At 31.6% G+C, this 15658-nt stretch carries 22 protein-coding genes; 15 read left to right on the top strand and 7 right to left on the bottom strand.

Annotated features, from left to right (window positions below):
• The first annotated feature begins 354 nt into the window (after positions 1-354).
• The 3 genes from NST14_RS28690 (at position 355) to NST14_RS31070 (ending at position 1248) form a co-directional block, all read left to right on the top strand.
• A complete protein-coding gene (locus NST14_RS28690) occupies positions 355-495 on the top strand; it encodes a hypothetical protein (protein WP_000065208.1) in 141 nt (46 codons plus the stop codon).
• Complete coding sequence (locus NST14_RS28685; protein WP_227571989.1) at positions 489-920, top strand: CRISPR-associated protein Csn1; 432 nt, start codon at positions 489-491, stop codon at positions 918-920. The genes NST14_RS28690 and NST14_RS28685 overlap by 7 nt, the downstream gene beginning before the upstream one ends.
• 76 nt (positions 921-996) lie before the next feature.
• Positions 997-1248 (top strand): zinc ribbon domain-containing protein, encoded by a 252-nt coding sequence (locus NST14_RS31070; RefSeq protein WP_354693001.1) that lies wholly within the window; start codon positions 997-999, stop codon positions 1246-1248.
• A 170-nt stretch (positions 1249-1418) separates the two neighbouring features.
• Here NST14_RS31070 and NST14_RS28680 read toward each other — a convergent pair whose 3' ends face one another.
• Positions 1419-2648 (bottom strand): NAD(P)/FAD-dependent oxidoreductase, encoded by a 1230-nt coding sequence (locus tag NST14_RS28680; protein WP_001044763.1) that lies wholly within the window; start codon positions 2646-2648, stop codon positions 1419-1421.
• A gap of 374 nt (positions 2649-3022) precedes the next feature.
• On the opposite strand from NST14_RS28680, the gene NST14_RS28675 reads away from it, so the two are divergent.
• Entirely contained in the window at positions 3023-3463 is a 441-nt protein-coding gene (locus NST14_RS28675) for a hypothetical protein (RefSeq protein WP_001092361.1), read from the top strand.
• 48 nt (positions 3464-3511) lie between these two features.
• On the opposite strand, the gene NST14_RS28670 is transcribed toward NST14_RS28675, so the two are convergent.
• Positions 3512-3817 (bottom strand): hypothetical protein, encoded by a 306-nt coding sequence (locus tag NST14_RS28670; protein WP_000398642.1) that lies wholly within the window; start codon positions 3815-3817, stop codon positions 3512-3514.
• Positions 3818-4570: 753 nt separating this feature from the next.
• On the opposite strand from NST14_RS28670, the gene NST14_RS28665 reads away from it, so the two are divergent.
• The 5 genes from NST14_RS28665 (at position 4571) to NST14_RS28645 (ending at position 7329) form a co-directional block, all read left to right on the top strand.
• On the top strand, positions 4571-5278 hold the full coding sequence (locus NST14_RS28665) for a hypothetical protein (protein ID WP_000578904.1): 708 nt from the start codon (positions 4571-4573) through the stop codon (positions 5276-5278).
• 227 nt (positions 5279-5505) lie between these two features.
• A complete protein-coding gene (locus tag NST14_RS28660) occupies positions 5506-5841 on the top strand; it encodes a hypothetical protein (protein WP_002037702.1) in 336 nt (111 codons plus the stop codon).
• Positions 5842-5905: 64 nt separating this feature from the next.
• A complete protein-coding gene (locus NST14_RS28655; protein WP_001115744.1) occupies positions 5906-6202 on the top strand; it encodes a hypothetical protein in 297 nt (98 codons plus the stop codon).
• Positions 6203-6220: 18 nt separating this feature from the next.
• Complete coding sequence (locus NST14_RS28650; RefSeq protein WP_000521679.1) at positions 6221-6649, top strand: hypothetical protein; 429 nt, start codon at positions 6221-6223, stop codon at positions 6647-6649.
• A 92-nt stretch (positions 6650-6741) separates the two neighbouring features.
• Entirely contained in the window at positions 6742-7329 is a 588-nt protein-coding gene (locus NST14_RS28645; protein ID WP_000366660.1) for an SMI1/KNR4 family protein, read from the top strand.
• 122 nt (positions 7330-7451) lie between these two features.
• Here NST14_RS28645 and NST14_RS28640 read toward each other — a convergent pair whose 3' ends face one another.
• Complete coding sequence (locus NST14_RS28640) at positions 7452-7940, bottom strand: DUF559 domain-containing protein (RefSeq protein WP_002037703.1); 489 nt, start codon at positions 7938-7940, stop codon at positions 7452-7454.
• Positions 7941-8161: 221 nt separating this feature from the next.
• On the bottom strand, positions 8162-8329 hold the full coding sequence (locus NST14_RS28635) for a hypothetical protein (RefSeq protein ID WP_000334784.1): 168 nt from the start codon (positions 8327-8329) through the stop codon (positions 8162-8164).
• Between the two features lie 387 nt (positions 8330-8716).
• Here NST14_RS28635 and NST14_RS28630 point away from each other — a divergent pair, with 387 nt between their 5' ends.
• The gene (locus NST14_RS28630; protein WP_000443245.1) at positions 8717-9148 is read left to right on the top strand and encodes a hypothetical protein; all 432 of its coding nucleotides are present in this window, start codon (positions 8717-8719) and stop codon (positions 9146-9148) included.
• 134 nt (positions 9149-9282) lie between these two features.
• Positions 9283-9483, top strand: coding sequence for a hypothetical protein (locus NST14_RS28625; protein WP_000672240.1), 201 nt, complete (start codon positions 9283-9285; stop codon positions 9481-9483).
• A 783-nt stretch (positions 9484-10266) separates the two neighbouring features.
• On the opposite strand, the gene NST14_RS28620 is transcribed toward NST14_RS28625, so the two are convergent.
• Complete coding sequence (locus tag NST14_RS28620; protein ID WP_000776882.1) at positions 10267-11004, bottom strand: hypothetical protein; 738 nt, start codon at positions 11002-11004, stop codon at positions 10267-10269.
• 438 nt (positions 11005-11442) lie between these two features.
• Between NST14_RS28620 and NST14_RS28615 the strand changes: the two genes are divergently transcribed.
• The gene (locus NST14_RS28615) at positions 11443-12177 is read left to right on the top strand and encodes a hypothetical protein (RefSeq protein WP_000744352.1); all 735 of its coding nucleotides are present in this window, start codon (positions 11443-11445) and stop codon (positions 12175-12177) included.
• A gap of 537 nt (positions 12178-12714) precedes the next feature.
• On the opposite strand, the gene NST14_RS28610 is transcribed toward NST14_RS28615, so the two are convergent.
• A complete protein-coding gene (locus tag NST14_RS28610) occupies positions 12715-13389 on the bottom strand; it encodes a hypothetical protein (protein ID WP_000555304.1) in 675 nt (224 codons plus the stop codon).
• Positions 13390-13869: 480 nt separating this feature from the next.
• Positions 13870-14037, bottom strand: a complete 168-nt coding sequence (locus NST14_RS28605; RefSeq protein ID WP_000008615.1) for a hypothetical protein — start codon at positions 14035-14037, stop codon at positions 13870-13872.
• Between the two features lie 165 nt (positions 14038-14202).
• Here NST14_RS28605 and NST14_RS28600 point away from each other — a divergent pair, with 165 nt between their 5' ends.
• From NST14_RS28600 to NST14_RS28590, 3 genes are all read left to right on the top strand, one after another.
• Positions 14203-14637 carry a helix-turn-helix transcriptional regulator gene (locus NST14_RS28600; RefSeq protein WP_073519097.1) on the top strand — a complete coding sequence of 145 codons (435 nt, stop codon included), beginning with the start codon at positions 14203-14205 and terminating at the stop codon, positions 14635-14637.
• A 130-nt stretch (positions 14638-14767) separates the two neighbouring features.
• Positions 14768-14968, top strand: a complete 201-nt coding sequence (locus NST14_RS28595; RefSeq protein ID WP_000145720.1) for a hypothetical protein — start codon at positions 14768-14770, stop codon at positions 14966-14968.
• Between the two features lie 31 nt (positions 14969-14999).
• Positions 15000-15626, top strand: coding sequence for a hypothetical protein (locus NST14_RS28590; protein WP_000889449.1), 627 nt, complete (start codon positions 15000-15002; stop codon positions 15624-15626).
• Positions 15627-15658 lie beyond the last annotated feature (32 nt).

Genomic DNA, 15658 nt, shown 5'->3' with positions numbered 1-15658 from the left:
TACTATTAGGGGAAAGAAACATCATAATTTTTTACTGATAGAAGTTCTATTACAGGTGCAGTAGACGGATATAATAGCCCAACTTACTGCTTCATTTGTAACAGTTGTTTTTGCCTGCAGTGGTTCGTAATATGCTAGATTACACTTGACTTAAAATTCGATTTATACTAAATCAAATTGAATTATTTTAGATTTATAGTTAAAATGTAAGTATACTTTTTAATTTTATTTTTATATCTACAAATATCAGCGGTCTTTCGGACTGAGATTTAAGTTTAAAGTGCTTAATATCTTTATCCGAGGACCGCTTTTTTGTGGTATTAAAAAGTAAAAATATTAAAGGGAGATGTAATTATGAGTAATATCGGTAACAAGTTAAGAAGTGGCTTTTTCGCGACGCCAGAGCAACAAGGAAAATATCTAGTTGAACTATTCAATAAACCAAAAGGGTCAATAAATATTTTGATCCAACTTGTGGCGAAGGGCGAATATTAAAGCAAATAGTCAAGCGTTTAGATAATGATGAAAATCAAATAAAAACATACGGAGTTGAGGTAGATCAGGCTCGAAGCAAAGTTGCTATGGAATTACTGGATTACTGCAGTAATGCAGCTATTGAGACAATGGTAGTACAGCGAAATGTCTTTCAGCTTATTTATTTAAATCCACCTTATGATTTTGAAATGCTTGGTGCAGATGATGTAGAAGGTGCTAAAAGAAAGGAATTTATTGGCTATTTTAAAGGGCTCGATAGTAGTACAGGAGCATTTACTTTGGAATCACATGATGAAAGTTTACTAGCAAGAGGTATTGGTACTAAAAACTTACTATTGATTGAAAAATATCAAGTAGATGTATTGGGACGATATAATAAGGTCGGGAATGAGGAAAGACAGGATATTAAGATACAACAGAACTAAAAACGAAAGCAAGTTGTTACAAATGACTAAATATGAACGTAGAGAGCATTTAAAGTAACTTCATAAAGAAAAGTAAATATCTTTAAAAACATGCCCTTGTTGCCAAATAAGAAAGAAAGTGCGGACACGTAACTACGTTTGTGTGTGCGGCTACGAAGAACACTGGGACATTCACGGTGCCCGCAGCATTTGGCAAAAGAACTGTACAGAAAGATGTGTCATATCCCGGAAGAAACGAAGAGAAAGTATTTGTGGATTGCGTAAGCAAAAAGTAGTAGACGGTGTGTTCTCACCCTTCTGCATGTGCAGAAGGTGCTTAGTCAAATGAAGAAAAGGAGTCCTTGCATAGGTGCAGAGAGGAGATGGGAAATCTGCTCCTCATCGGACCTTGTCTATGTTGATGCTAAGAAATCCCCACTTCAAGAGGAAGCGAGTAAGTGGGGGAGGTTCATAGCGAATTATTTTTGTACTTAAATCACTTAATCTCTAAAATCATTGTTAGATCGATTGCATAATTCGTGCGAGTTCTTTTTCTAAAGCAGCGGGCTCGTTTGCATAATTGTAAATCCCTAAAAACTTCTCTATAGCCTCTGGATGGGAACTGATTAGCTTGTTGACAGCATCCTGTTGTTCAGATATGCGTTCATTCTTTGAAATTTGGCATCCCATGTGAAACCGAACCATAAACTCATCTTCTATTGCCTTTTGATATTCTTCAGACATTTGATTTGATTGATCGAATTGTCCCTTATATTTTGATAGAATATTGGATAATATACGTGCTCCACATATAGCATCATGGATACCCTGCGCCATGCCAGGATCTTTAAAACAAACTGCATCTCCAACCAACGCCCATCCTTTTCCCATTCCTTTATACCAGTAATTATCATATCCGAGAATGCCTTTGACCGGTTCTACTAGTTCTGCATTTTTTAAACGCGCCCCAATTGTTGTATTTGGAAAGTTATCTGTAAAGAAATTGCGTAGACAGCTTTCCGGATTTAATTTCAACCGTTCTATCAATTCCTTATTTTCTAATGGGAAAATGCCGACAATTACATATAAATCATCATTCGTCGGAAATAGAATGGCTGTGTTATCTTTTATCTTGTATACTTCAAATTTAGGGACATTATCGTGGCGAAATCCAGAGAAATACCCGAAATAGATGCCGACTGTTGCCGGAATACTTATTTTGAGTTCACTTTTTACCAGCTTGCGAATAATAGAGGATCGGCCGTCTGCCCCGACTACCAGGCTAGCTAAAAATTCTTGTTTCTCGTTGTCGCCGTTTAAACCTTTCACGCCTATCACTGTTTCGTCATCACGGATGACATCCGTCACACGAAATCCTTCTAAAACAGTTACATTCATTTGGGATTTGGCTTGTTCAAGTAGAATATGATCGAGATAAGTTCTTCTAATACAATAACAACTTTCCTCTCCGTAAACCTCAGGGATGAGACCTTCTATCACGGTATCCTCAAATTGAAATTTAATATCCCGTACCGGCGGTACTTTTGTTTCCAATAACTTGTCCAGGACACCGGTTTCTCGAAGAAGTGCGACAGTATTATTGAAAAAGGTATGGGTTGATAATGTGTCACTTGGAAAATTCGCTCGGTCCACTAATAACACATGGAAACCTGCCTTAGCAAGATAAATTGCCAGGGTAGAGCCGGCACATCTAGCACCGGTAATGATGACATCATACGTCTTATTCATTGTATCACTCCATTTTTAAGTACAATTATTAACTTGCTTATCCGTTAGTAGAGTTCTAAAGTTAATGCCCCTACGAGTTAAAGTAATGGGGAAAATTGATAAGAATGCACTACATACATAAAGTATGGAAGCTAAAACGAAATAAGTACAGAAAAAATTGGACATATGACTTACAATTTATATACATTTATATAATCATAATGAAGCAAAAGACGCATTATTTAAAATAATATTTCGCAAGACTATAAGGAGTATCGTCAGCATTTCGGAAAAAACTATGTTCTCCAAAAAATACAAAAAACCGTCCATCAGGACGGCTTTACTTTTTACATAATTGTCGTTCTCTTATAATTTAAAGTTAAAAGGAGTAAAAAATGAATACAATTAATAAAATCTTAAGCGATTTTGCTGATATAAATGCAGACGAATATGTAAGTAATTATTATGAGGTTAGTATTATGTCAGAAAATAAAAAGGACAATATTTTTGAACTAGCCAAAAACGCGACATACGCTACTAGTAATGACATATTAGAACTTATTCGCTTGAAAGAATGGAAAAAAGAATTTCTAATTTGCCAATATCCCAATGGAGAGTCTTCTTGGTTTGGGAAAATACCGTACGGATATGATTTAAATGGAGTGACTCCCAAGGAATTTATAATACAGCAGTTATTAAATGTATTCAAACAAGAACCAGATGAGGTTTATTGGATTAAATTAGATCCAGGAGGTTATTATGCATGCTGTTATGAAGAATATTTGTTTAGGACAGACAAAGGTATTTATTTTTTTAGTATGCAAGTACACGATTGAATAATCGGGATTTAAAATATAGTTTTATTCATAAAAAAGATCGATAACCTAATAATAAAGAAGAAGTCTCCATGTCAAAGGAATAAGAATTAAATGAAGAATACAGATAGTCCAAGTGAATTTTGTATTTTTCTTAATTCCTATTATGTTTTTGAAAATAAAGTTAAAAAACCAAGCCCCTAAAATTGTAACAGTTAACTCAAAAGTCGTAATTATCCATTCTAATATAGTATGTTCTACATCAGGAGAAGCGCCAGCCATACCAAGAACAACTATAACTGGAAGTGAGGGTATGTAAACAAGTAAATAAGAAAAAAAGTAAAAAATATACTTTATCAATGTTTTTCCTTCCATAGAATCTACTCCTAAAATAGAAATAATAGTTAAAGGCGAATTATCAAACATACTCAAAAGTTACTCATGTTATATTTTAAGTATATAAAGTTAGTGCTTTTATCCATAAATGGAGACCTCTAAATAATGTTATTTTAGAGGTCTTCAATGGTGACATATCATATAATATCAAGAAGTGATAAGGAACTATAGCAAACAATTAGTCTGCATACATATCAGAAGGTAATAAGAGACTATAGCACAATTCAATCAATATTTTAAAATATATAATACTTAAAATAGGTGGTAATATACTATGAAATCATATCAATAGTAATAAGGAGCTATAGCTTAACCCTTTTAAAATATATCCATATTATAACAAAAAATGTAAATACACATAAGGGTCTGAATCTTCTGTTAAAAATAAATTGAATATGATGGTAGTAATTTATATAATGTATGTAAGACTTTCTTTTTTCTTTTTAAAATCCAAAAATACTACAACCCTTTCGGGGAAATGACTTTGTAAAGCAGCCTTGCTTGCAAAAATTCATATACCCGAAAGGGTTTTTGTGTTTAAAAACAATTAGGCTTATGCCATTTATATAGATATTTCTAAAAAGAAAGGATGAAAGTAGTTGTATATATTTGAAACGGAAGATTGAAGAAGGACAATTAGCGATAAATTTATTTGATTTTTGAAAAAATGTGAAAAGTAAAGAGGAATTTAATAAAAAAATTAAAATTAAAACATTAAGGGGGGAAATTGTAATGATAGGTGAAACTTTTAAAAATTTATTGTTAAGTTTGGCTGGTTTAATAGTGGGGTTGAGCGCCATATATTTAATAGTTAAATACAGCTTTAAATTAACAGTAGAAAAAGCTTTACCTAATTTAATAGCCTATGCTAGCTTATATTTACCAGGAGTTATAACATTTGGTTTAGTTGGATACTTTTCTAATTCATGGATTTTTGGAATTGTAATGGGTGTTATTGTTGAGGCAATTCGTTTCTATGGGTTAGGCAGAATACTAAATCATATTTCCTCTTCTTTAAGAGTGATGAAAGTGAAAATTGCTATAGCAAAAGCAAATAAAAAAGTAAATACGAAAAACAAACCTTTAGAGGTAATTGAAGCTGCTGAAGTTAATATTGAAAAAGAGAACATAGTACAAGAGCAACCAGTAATTGAATTGAAAAAAGAACAGAAGAAAATTATACAAACAGAAGAACCAGAAATAATTGACGATGCAGATGATGTAGAAGATTTAGATGAAATGGAAGGCTTAGAGCGTGTAGCGGTGCTGGAGCACGTAGAAATGGTCGCAGAAACTAAAGAAGAAAATGATTCTGCAGTTAAGCGTGAACGTAAACAAGCAGAAACTACACCGGATACACAGGAAATTTATGAACAACTACAACTAGTATTAGTTGGTGGGGATTTAGAAAAAAATAAAGAAGATATTAGTTTTGATTAATATAAGAGCTATCATCATGTTTAATGATGATAGCTCTTTGCATTTACAATTAAAAAGCTTTGTTATATGAGCTAACAACATCATTTCAAGAAACTATAGAAATATATGGTGATAATTGGTGTAATCACTTTTTATCCTGTATGATAAAAATGGAGATATTCCAATATTTTCATAGTCAATAATTGACCTAATAGAAGAAGAAAAAATTATTAATAGGAACGAAAAGGATGACAAAAATGGGAAGAAAAAGGAACTGGCATGGCGTAGATCGTGTTTTTGTTAAAGATTTTAAATATGAAATAGGATCACCTGAATCTCATGGACTATCCATAAATGAAACTAACTTTGCAGATTGGGAGTTAGAGTTATTAAGTGTAAGTGAAGAAGAATTATATTATTTTGAAGAAGCAAAACAAATAAAGGAGCCTATAGAATTTGCTATTTATATTCGATATATGAACCGTTTAACAGGAAAAGCGATAGTGAAAAGTATAGAAGAAAATACAATTGTAGTTAAGGGAATTACTGTTTTATATGGTTATAGATATGTATCACCACGTTAATAAATACTTTGTTCTTTAAACAGAATATGTAAAAAAACTTATGAAATAAAAGAGGTGATAAAATATGCCATTTTTCATAGGTAGTGCCAAAGCAGGTTTCACGAAAGTAAGCGGTACAGGAGAAGACATCGGAGTAGACGCGTGGTATAAGTATATGGGGTACAGAGAAAACAATAGAGACGTCATGCAACGTCACGAAGCATTTGTTGAAATGGCTCATGTAGAAGTGATAGAGAAATACGGTAAGGTGTATTGGAACACGATTGACAACAGATTAACATCTACAGAGAAGGAAGCAGCTAGGGATACTTTACTGAGGGCAGATAGATGTCTGAGAGACTACGGTTACGGTTTAAAATAAACTACAAGGGGAAGAAAAATGGGGAAATATGTGAAAGACCAAAAGGTAGTTGCCTATACATTACTAGGATTAGCACCATGTACAGTAGTAAGAGTGGGTTGGTTCTTTATTATGGTAGAGGAAGAGGAAACGAAACATTTATATTCTGTTACAAAGAAGAAGCTAACTCCTATAGAGGAAGAAGCGCATTACTTAGTAGAAGAGAGTATTGATGAAGACGGTGTATTCGATATAGGTAGATTGTTTGCTAAAATAGAAGCAGAAGACATGGAAGTTGCAAAGAAATCATTTGAAGAAAATGAAGACTTCAAGAAATACGAAGATTTTCATAATCCATCAGAAGGGAAACTGTATGGTGGCGAGTACTATACAACAATCAAAACAGGTAAAGAGCTACTAGAACAATACTTTAATCGTGAAGAGCTAGAGCGTAATGGTACTAATTAAATTAGATGTAAAAAACGTTAAAGGTAAAATCTCATTTATGATAGATATATAGACTGAAAAATTTTATATTTCATTATTGGGAGGACAATATTATGGATTTGGTAAACAAATTTTTAAACGGTTTGAAAGAAGCCTTATCAAGAGCTGATCTCGAAGCGCTAAATAAAGCATACGGTGCTACAAAAGAGGATATTGATATATTAAGGACGAAATATCCAAATTGTCCAGAATCATTAATTTCTTTACTTGAAAATATCGATGGTACATATTGGCGGAAATATGGAGAAAACGAAGTCTCGGTATGTATTTTAGGTTCAGATGTTGAAGAGTATCCGTATTATTTGCTTTCTACACAGGAGATGATTGAAAGTTCAAAAGAAGGAGAAGACGTCTCCTATCTTTTAGAATACCAAGATGACGAGGATGCTGTTGACCCTAAGATAAATCCAGAAGGACTTCTCCCTGGCACGTATATTCACTTTTCAGACTGTATGAACAACGGTGGAACATCAAGGCTGTATATTGATTTTAATCCTTCTGAGGAAGGGGTATGTGGTCAAATAATTCGTTTTTTACACGACCCCGATGAATATGAAGTGATTGCAAACAGTTTTGATGAGTATTTACAAAATCTAATTGATTGTAATTTTAATTTTCTAGACGAAGAAGAATCTCAATAATTTGTTAAGAATCATACTTAAATTAACAAGAGCTCTAGTTGAAATAGATTTAAATAAATTATATCTTTCATAAATAAAATAAAATAAAATAAAAACACTGTCATATATTTTGCGCAGTGTTTTTATTCAATATTAAATTGTAAATTAAAAGAGGGGTGTGTAGATGGTAAATGTTGTAGTTCGTATAATTTTGATTCAAGTCTAAGAATACATTTATTCTTATCTTCTTTCCATTGGCTATATTTAATACGAAGTACAGAAACATAACCAGCCTTTTTCAAATAAGCATCACGCTTTTTATCATGTTGAGCATTATGAAAAATATCTCCATCACATTCAATAACAATTCGTTTGTTGTTTTCCAATAAAACAAAGTCTAATCTATATCGTCCTTCCTTTACTTGTGATAAAGGGTAGTAGCCCAATTTCACAAGGCAGTCAAAAACTTCTCTTTCAAAACGATTCCCACATTTTTCACGATTATGTTTGATTCCTATATCTCTTTGATCCGTGCGTTGTTTTGGACTAAATTTCAATTGTGCATTTTTAATAGCAAAAGCTATTCCATAAATAAACAGACAGATTATAAAAAATGTGAATAACAATTGCATCGTCCTTTCAGAGATAATGTATTATAACCGATATTATTCATACGTTGCTACAAAACAAGTATTTAAGTTTTTGCACAAGTATTTTCCTCTTTAGTATTACCCACGCCTAAACCAGATATAACTGTGAATTTAAAATATAGATTTCCTTTACATTGTTTATTAAATTAAGTGTGTATTTGTAATAAAGTTCGATAATTTATATTAAAGTTCGATAAGTTTTTTTATTTACTCCCTACTTTAATAGCTCTTCGCATTTCTTCTCTTAAATTAATTAACTTTAGCATGTTTTCTTTTATTTCTTTGATTACACTCTCGTTAATATTAATTTCTAGTTCTTCGAAATGAGAAAAATCAAATGGGTTGAATTTACCTTGCTTAACATGACACATAAATTCTGTACCATCCTTTAGTGTGATTTCAGCTGAACCATCTCCAACCCATCTAGTATCATAAAAATCAATTGTACCTTGACTAAAAGAACTATATTTCTCTATTTTCTCTAAAAAAGGCTCTAAAATTTCACTTCTCTTTTTATAAGCCCAATCTGGATCTGACCTTTCGCAAACCTTGTTTTCACATATATATTTTGATTGTCCATAATCCCCTTCTCAAACAGTAGAACCACATAATTTTTTATAAAGCTACAGATACCGAAATGGATTATAATGATGCAGAGGCTTTAATAGATTTTCATTATAAGTTACTTTTATACGTAACATACAATGGAAATGGTGTGTTATGCTAAGCTATATAAGTGTCAGTGGAGGGGAGAACGTATGGAGAGTGAATTTCTAGTTAAAATAAATGGTGAGGGGCAAACCTTAGAATCAATAGCATCTTTATATTTAGGATTGATAAAAGATGATTTTAATATGACAATTGATGAAATGGCTGATTATCTTAGTTGTAGTTATGATTATGTCCAAAAGAATATAGCGCCATACGTCCATCATATATATATCAACTTCGTAGCAAATAAGGCGTTAAATCAACATGGAGATAAAAGTAAATATATAGATTTGTTCACGAAACGTAAGTTATTTTCACGCATAGGATTTCAGCAATTTGTATTGGAAGAATCGGTTCTACTTTGTGATCGGGAACGATATTATTTAAATGAATTAAGCGCCGCAGCTAGAGAGAGATTGGAAGTAATAGTTAAAAACAAGAGAAAGAAACTACTGTTGCAAAAGGATTTGAGGTTATAGCGCTACAATAAGCGAAAAAATTATATTCAGTAGGAGAATTAAAAAGTAGAGTTACTAAAAAATTAGCAATTAGTGAATTGCCTGTAAATTTATATAGTCTCAAAGAATTAGTGGAGGATATAGAAGATTTAAATATGAAGTTCCGATATAAAGTAATGGTATATCGTTACCTGAAGAGTCAAGGTATTCCAAAAATACAAATGCAATCTTTAATACGATATAGAAAAGAAGATTTGGAAAAAAAAGCGGTGTTTTCGCTACCGTTAGTGGTAGATAAAAAAGAAATACTATTAAGTGTTGAAAAAAATCTAAAGAAAAGGATTTTGAAATCTTAAAAAACGAGAAGGATTTGAAATTAAAAAGTGATGCGATTATAAATCTAGTAGACAACAGGAGGGAATTGGAGTATTTCTTGAAGTGGGAAAAAGCACCCGCCACTATCAGGTGATGGAGGTTAGTTTCGAATTTTGAACCGGAGCTACAAGAGGATTTAAAGGAGATTGAGGTTAAACTTAGGACTCATCTTATACGTAAATACGGAATATCTTTAACAGTATTTGTATTTGAGAGGTTAATGTTCTTGATTCAATGGTTCTTAAATGTAATAGGTTTATCAGAAGAAGAGTTCTTTAAAGAACAAATGTTAATAAATATTATTGGTTTGTAATTGTATCCTAAAATCCCCTCAAAATTTCTTGATTCTAACTTATACTTTTCTCAACATATATATGTATTGACTATGTTATGATTATAGTATAATACTTTAATTTCTAAGGAAGGGTAAGTGATAAATTTGAATAAAAACAACTTATGGATAGCGTTAGTTTTAAGTTTTTTAATTGTTGCACCATTTTATTGGTTTCTTCCAAATACTTCGCTATTCCTGGTTATTATAGACACATTAATTAAATTTACTTTATATTTTTTAGGAATATTTTTAACTCTTAACTTAATAAAATATTTAAAAAATCAAACAAACCATCAAAAACAAGTTATTAAGCTCCTTAATGAAATTAAAAATACAATTAATCATAAAGAAAAATGATTTTTTAAAAATATATAGAATAACGATAAAGGAACAGGAATATATCCCTGTTCCTTTATCGTTATTCATATGTTTAAAAATTCGAATCTTCCCAAGCGCGATCATTTCCAACACGAATATATAAATATTGAGTACTTGATCTACCGTTACTGTCTGTAAAGTTAAATTTCACGCCTCCATAGGCTGAATAACCACTTTTTTCCCAAGTTCTAAATACACCTTCTGTTTCTATAGAGTAACTACCATGAACATTACTTAGAGTACGTCCCCAAACTCGATCTAATTTATCATATGCACCATTGTGATTACAATAATCTGCATAATATTGAACTATAAAGTTTCCATATGATTGACGCCATACCTTTGCACCTTTTACACAAGAATAACCTGAACCGTTCGTCCAAGTCCCACCAGTAATACTATCTTGAGGTCCTTTTATTCCTTTTATCGGTTGAACTTTACTAGGTTGCACTTCATTACCTTTTTCATCAAAAAACTTCGCTTCACTATAATCAATTCCCGTCTCTTCTTTTGAACCATCTGGAAAAGTTGTTAAGGTAGCTGATTCACCTATTCTTTCTTTTTTCCCAAGTGATTTCTTTTCAGGATTAACGTTATCTAAAGTTTCCCCATTATTTACTTTTTCTATTAAAGATTTTTGAACCTTAGTATCGCCATAACTTTCTTTAATAGATTTGATTTGTTCTTCTTTTTTAACCTCTATTGTACTTGCAAAAGATGAAGGTGCAAATGAACCAATAGCTAATGACAACGTAAATATCCCTGCTGCAATCTTACTCCTTAGTTTCATATTTCTTCCTCCCTATCCCTTAATTTTTAAAACAAATCCTACCAGTATTATACAACTTTTACATCACTTAGCAGAAGTGTTAAAAAGTTGAGAAATAATATACAGAATATTTTGTTTTTAATGAAAGTCATTTCCTCCTAACAATAAGAAACATATACCTTCTCCAAAATGTATACATGGAAAGAAATTTTCGCTTATCAAAAACTATATTTAAGTAACTGTTAAAGGTAACTTAAATATCAAACCACTTAAAAAAAGGGTGTTTTATCGGTACCAAGTAAGGTAGGTAATCCAAAATATCATTTTATATTTTTAATATTCTGTCTTTTGTTGAAAAAACTGGATTCTGAAATCGTTTGTAATAAGTTATGTTATCTTTATAGTGTGAAATGTCTTAATTTTCCAGACGTTCAAAAACATTACAAGGGGAGATTGTTTATGAAAAAACAATTAGGACTAGCTTTAGTATTAGGATTAACAATAGCTGCATCGCCAACTATTAGTAGTGCAGAAGTGCCAGCAAATCCTGTTGTAGCACCACAAAAAGAAATGCTTAGCGAAGAATTAATTAAAGAAATAAAAGACAATTTCACTATAGGTGGGATTTCAGAAGAAACTCAAATAAGGTTGATTGAAAAGATTAAAAGAGGAGAAGTATTAGACGCTGAGGATCCTGAAAAAGTAGGAACTGGAATTACACAATCTAAAGAATATTTAGATGAAAATGGTGTATTTTGTACAGAAAAGAAAACAACATATTTAGATGGATCTGTTACGTTAGAAACTATTACAGGTGGTACTGTTGAAAAGGTTAAAGCCACAGATAAACAAGAAGTCATTTCAGGTGGTACTTCTACTACTGGTTCAGGTTATGTTAATTATTATGGTCGGTCAGTTTCTCGTTTAAGCGGATCGGTACGCTCTACTTTTAAAGCTGATTATTCACTTGTAAAAGGTGGTTATGATAGTCTTAGTAAAGTATATGCACCGAGTGTTACTGGTTTAATTAGTAAAAATGTTGGATTACCTACAATAGTGAGAGGTAAAGAAACTAGCAGTAGTAATGCATATGGTTATCTAGAATTTGAAGGAAAGACTACTTCAGGTGCTGCTTATAAATCGTATGTTCACAAAATATTTGTAGGGGGAGATACAGCTTGGGATTCTTGGTAAGAATTATGGGATTGAATAATGAAAATATCGAACCAGTAGATAAGCAAGAAATATTAGCGAGTGTTGAGTAGTTTTTGGAAGACGCAAAATAAAAGTAAGACTTATAATATATTGAAGAAAAGGACTCTTTTAATAAATCATGAGTCCTTTTTATCATTTAGAAGTGAAATTTGATCTGTAGTGTATGCGTTCATTGTGGATGTATGATAATCAATCCACTCTTCAACTGTCATGTTAGAATCTCTAGCGAACTTTTTAGCATATTTATGTACGGTTTTATTAGTTTCTTTAAAACCATATAGGTTAAATAAGAATTAAAGGTTTGATCAATCTTTTTTCAAAAGATAAGAATTAGTTGTATTGATATATCAGCACTTTTACTATATTTTTAATCAAACTTTTTTATAAAGCTACATTAAGCTACGCCCTTCACTCTGTTCCGGTTGTGGCATAATAAAACCAGTTGGGCAACGCGTTTCCCAACTGGTTTTATTATGTTCGTTATATATGTATTTCATTTAATATTAATAGTTTTTATTATTGGTTTAAAAATGTGAAATAATCATCTACATTAACCATGTTTAACTTGAGGATTAGAGTAGATTTTCCAGTTTTATTGAAACCAATGGATAACAATTCGCTTTCAATAGTCCCTTTTTTATATTCTGAATTTTCAGATAGTTTTTCTGTTTCGTTTTGAAATAAATCACCCTTTGTAAGGACAAAATCAACGTTGAAGTAAAACATTAGTTCATGCATTAGATGTCTGATTAACTGAGATCTAATCTCTTTATTTATAGTGGTCTCTTCCTGGATGTGTAATTTATGTAAGATGGCAATTCTTCCACTTATACACGCTTTTTTATAACTATTACCGTCTAAATACAATACTGGATCAGACCAGCTTAAATGAGGTTCATATAAATTTTTTGAGAACATATTTATGTCTGTTTTCTCACTCACTACCCAAGTGTCATCTAAAATATTTTGAAACTCATTAGAGTGGGATCCTGCTGCTGCGTATAAATCTTCAATTTGTTCATCAAACATATATACTATGATATTCCCCACTAAAGTAGGATTTCTCCCTTTCTTATCTGAATGAGTAAACTTCATAATATCAGTACTAATTTTCCAACTGATTAATGGGCCATTACTATCATTTTTTTCTAATAAAATGTTCTGAAGTTTATATTCCAAATCACTATGCATATTTACCCCCTAATTATTATTTCTATTTCATATTAACAGAATAGATTAAGTAATATATGATGAATTTTTCGACTTTTTCCGCAGGTGCAGATTCGAAAAAAGTTTAATCATTTTGAATAAAATGTAGCCTTATTTCGAATTTATAACTAATTAGCTTTTCAAAAGTTTTAATATCCTTATATAAATAATATAAAGATAATAGAATTCAATGTAAACTTACTATGCTTATAAAAATGTAAATATTTTATAAGGTTTCGTTTTTCATCTGTTTTAAAAGAATTAATGTAATAGGAGACATGTTACTTGAGGAAATTAGTCTATCTTATTTTAACTTTTATTAACTTACTTCTACTTACATCGCGAGGTGTAACGGAGGAGAAAAAAAGAGAGAAGCATTAATAGAGATTAAAGTATGGAAAGTTTAAAAGACACATACTCTGACAAGAGGTGTGTCTTACTTTTTGTATATGAAAGATGATTTTAAATTAAGATATAATTATCATGTAGGTGTTGGCAGATTTCAATAACCTTTTCTCTTGATAAGCCTAGTTCTTTAAATATACTTTCGTCACATATCTCAAGCTTTTCTAACCACTCAGGTGTTACTCCAGTTTGTGGTACCCACATTCCGAGAAATTTAAATGACATCAATTTCACCCTTTTTATTTACTTCTTTTTCCTGCATCAAATACTTCATCTAATATCTCATCTACTTTTTCAGTATTATTTAATAGTGAAATCACGCATATCACTGTCCTTTCGCTTATAACATGTAGTATTACGATTTCCGCAAAAGGAGGTTTTTATTCAATTATGGATGAGAAGGAGATTATATTTACGGTTTCAGAGGAAATATATGATCAGTTGGTAGAGATGGTAGGATATCAGAATTTCAGGAAAAAATTAAATGTTGAAGAAAAAGTAGATCTTGAAATATTGGTCAGAGGAATTATTTTAACTTTTTTAAAAAAGATTGAACAAGCCACAGAAATTGAAGAAATTAATATAAACTATTTGAAATTATTAGCTTCTGATACAGGGAACCCATTACGTAATAAATTGAGACAATATCTTAAGAAAATTGGTATGAAGCAAACAGAATTAGCTGCTATAACCAATATAAAAAAAGGGAATCTAAGCTTAATTGTAAATAATCATGTTCAGCCTTCGCTAGAAGCATTCTTTAAAATTTGGGCAGCACTACAATATCCACCTATTGAGGAATTATTCTATCGAGATAAGGATTAGAGTAGTTTTTATTTTGTCCTTAAGTTTTAAATTTAAAACTTTTTGATTTAATTTTAAAAATAAATGTCATAAAACCAGGCACAGGCGTAATAAATTTTACCAAATCGAGAAGAAAAGGTGGCATGACAATATGACTGGTATAGGGTTTCTTATAATGACTGTATCGAAGTTTGGAGTTGCGGGCGCTTTTACAGTTGGTGTTACGAAAGCGATAGACTATTTTCATACCTTTGATAAAAAGAATAAGAAACAAACAAAGTCTAAAGCGCCAGCTTCACCAACTCATGATTATGAAGCAATCAGAAAGGAACTTAACGAAGAAAATGTTTAGTAGTTAATTATTTTTTAAATGGGGTGTACTTATGTTAGAACATCACAGAATTGATGAAGGGCAAGGACATCCATTTTCCGTCGAACAAGTGGGAAACACATATAAAATAAAGTTTCATCAAAATCAGTCTGAGTATCAAAATGTTGAAAAAGAGTTTAATGAGCAACTTAAGAAAGTCCCTTTTCATGTAAAAAATCTAAAAAGGGAAGTGATAAACAGCAAAAAGAAGAAAAGGTACCAGTGGTTAGAATTAGCAAAAAAAAGTATACCAACGTTGAGTGGGATTCTCATGTACGCATCACCAGCAGCTGCTCAAACAGTATCGAAGACGGCGGAAGCAGTATTAATGCCAGCAGAAATGATACAAGTACTATTGGCTATTTTAATGAGCTGTATCATCATTGCAGTTGGAATTGCTCTAGTAGGTTCCGTATTGGCAGGAGTTTGCCGCATGTTTCGAAAACACAAGTTTGCTCAGGAATGGAGCAACGATATCATTCGCGGGTTAATTCAAGTATTATTAATGCCACTCGCTATATTTTGCATCATTTTGTTATTCCACTCACTGTTTGGAAATCTAAAGTGGTATATAGATCCTGCAAGGTACTTACCTACATTTCAAGAGGCTTTGGAAACCTTATTCCCTATGCAACCGTAGCAACATCTTTCCTAATGTTTCATGTGAAAGAA

Source organism: Bacillus sp. FSL W8-0519 (assembly GCF_038005585.1).
GTDB classification, from domain to species: Bacteria; Bacillota; Bacilli; order Bacillales; family Bacillaceae_G; genus Bacillus_A; species Bacillus_A paranthracis.
The sequence above is the reverse complement of the archived record's forward strand: the minus strand, read 5'-3'. Positions and strand labels throughout refer to the sequence as shown.

Bases quoted from the DNA above. Each gene is read 5' to 3' on its own strand.
- NST14_RS28670 (WP_000398642.1), bottom strand. From the start codon at position 3,817: ATGGAAGGAAAAACATTGATAAAGTATATTTTTTACTTTTTTTCTTAT.
- NST14_RS28620 (WP_000776882.1), bottom strand. From the start codon at position 11,004: ATGAAACTAAGGAGTAAGATTGCAGCAGGGATATTTACGTTGTCATTA.
- NST14_RS28640 (WP_002037703.1), bottom strand. From the start codon at position 7,940: ATGCAATTGTTATTCACATTTTTTATAATCTGTCTGTTTATTTATGGA.
- NST14_RS28595 (WP_000145720.1), top strand. From the start codon at position 14,768: ATGACTGGTATAGGGTTTCTTATAATGACTGTATCGAAGTTTGGAGTT.
- NST14_RS28645 (WP_000366660.1), top strand. From the start codon at position 6,742: ATGGATTTGGTAAACAAATTTTTAAACGGTTTGAAAGAAGCCTTATCA.
- NST14_RS28665 (WP_000578904.1), top strand. From the start codon at position 4,571: ATGATAGGTGAAACTTTTAAAAATTTATTGTTAAGTTTGGCTGGTTTA.
- NST14_RS28600 (WP_073519097.1), top strand. From the start codon at position 14,203: ATGGATGAGAAGGAGATTATATTTACGGTTTCAGAGGAAATATATGAT.
- NST14_RS28675 (WP_001092361.1), top strand. From the start codon at position 3,023: ATGAATACAATTAATAAAATCTTAAGCGATTTTGCTGATATAAATGCA.
- NST14_RS28650 (WP_000521679.1), top strand. From the start codon at position 6,221: ATGGGGAAATATGTGAAAGACCAAAAGGTAGTTGCCTATACATTACTA.
- NST14_RS28655 (WP_001115744.1), top strand. From the start codon at position 5,906: ATGCCATTTTTCATAGGTAGTGCCAAAGCAGGTTTCACGAAAGTAAGC.
- NST14_RS28635 (WP_000334784.1), bottom strand. From the start codon at position 8,329: ATGTGTCATGTTAAGCAAGGTAAATTCAACCCATTTGATTTTTCTCAT.
- NST14_RS28690 (WP_000065208.1), top strand. From the start codon at position 355: ATGAGTAATATCGGTAACAAGTTAAGAAGTGGCTTTTTCGCGACGCCA.
- NST14_RS28680 (WP_001044763.1), bottom strand. From the start codon at position 2,648: ATGAATAAGACGTATGATGTCATCATTACCGGTGCTAGATGTGCCGGC.
- NST14_RS28615 (WP_000744352.1), top strand. From the start codon at position 11,443: ATGAAAAAACAATTAGGACTAGCTTTAGTATTAGGATTAACAATAGCT.
- NST14_RS28625 (WP_000672240.1), top strand. From the start codon at position 9,283: ATGAAGTTCCGATATAAAGTAATGGTATATCGTTACCTGAAGAGTCAA.
- NST14_RS28610 (WP_000555304.1), bottom strand. From the start codon at position 13,389: ATGCATAGTGATTTGGAATATAAACTTCAGAACATTTTATTAGAAAAA.
- NST14_RS28660 (WP_002037702.1), top strand. From the start codon at position 5,506: ATGACAAAAATGGGAAGAAAAAGGAACTGGCATGGCGTAGATCGTGTT.
- NST14_RS28630 (WP_000443245.1), top strand. From the start codon at position 8,717: ATGGAGAGTGAATTTCTAGTTAAAATAAATGGTGAGGGGCAAACCTTA.
- NST14_RS28590 (WP_000889449.1), top strand. From the start codon at position 15,000: ATGTTAGAACATCACAGAATTGATGAAGGGCAAGGACATCCATTTTCC.
- NST14_RS28605 (WP_000008615.1), bottom strand. From the start codon at position 14,037: ATGTCATTTAAATTTCTCGGAATGTGGGTACCACAAACTGGAGTAACA.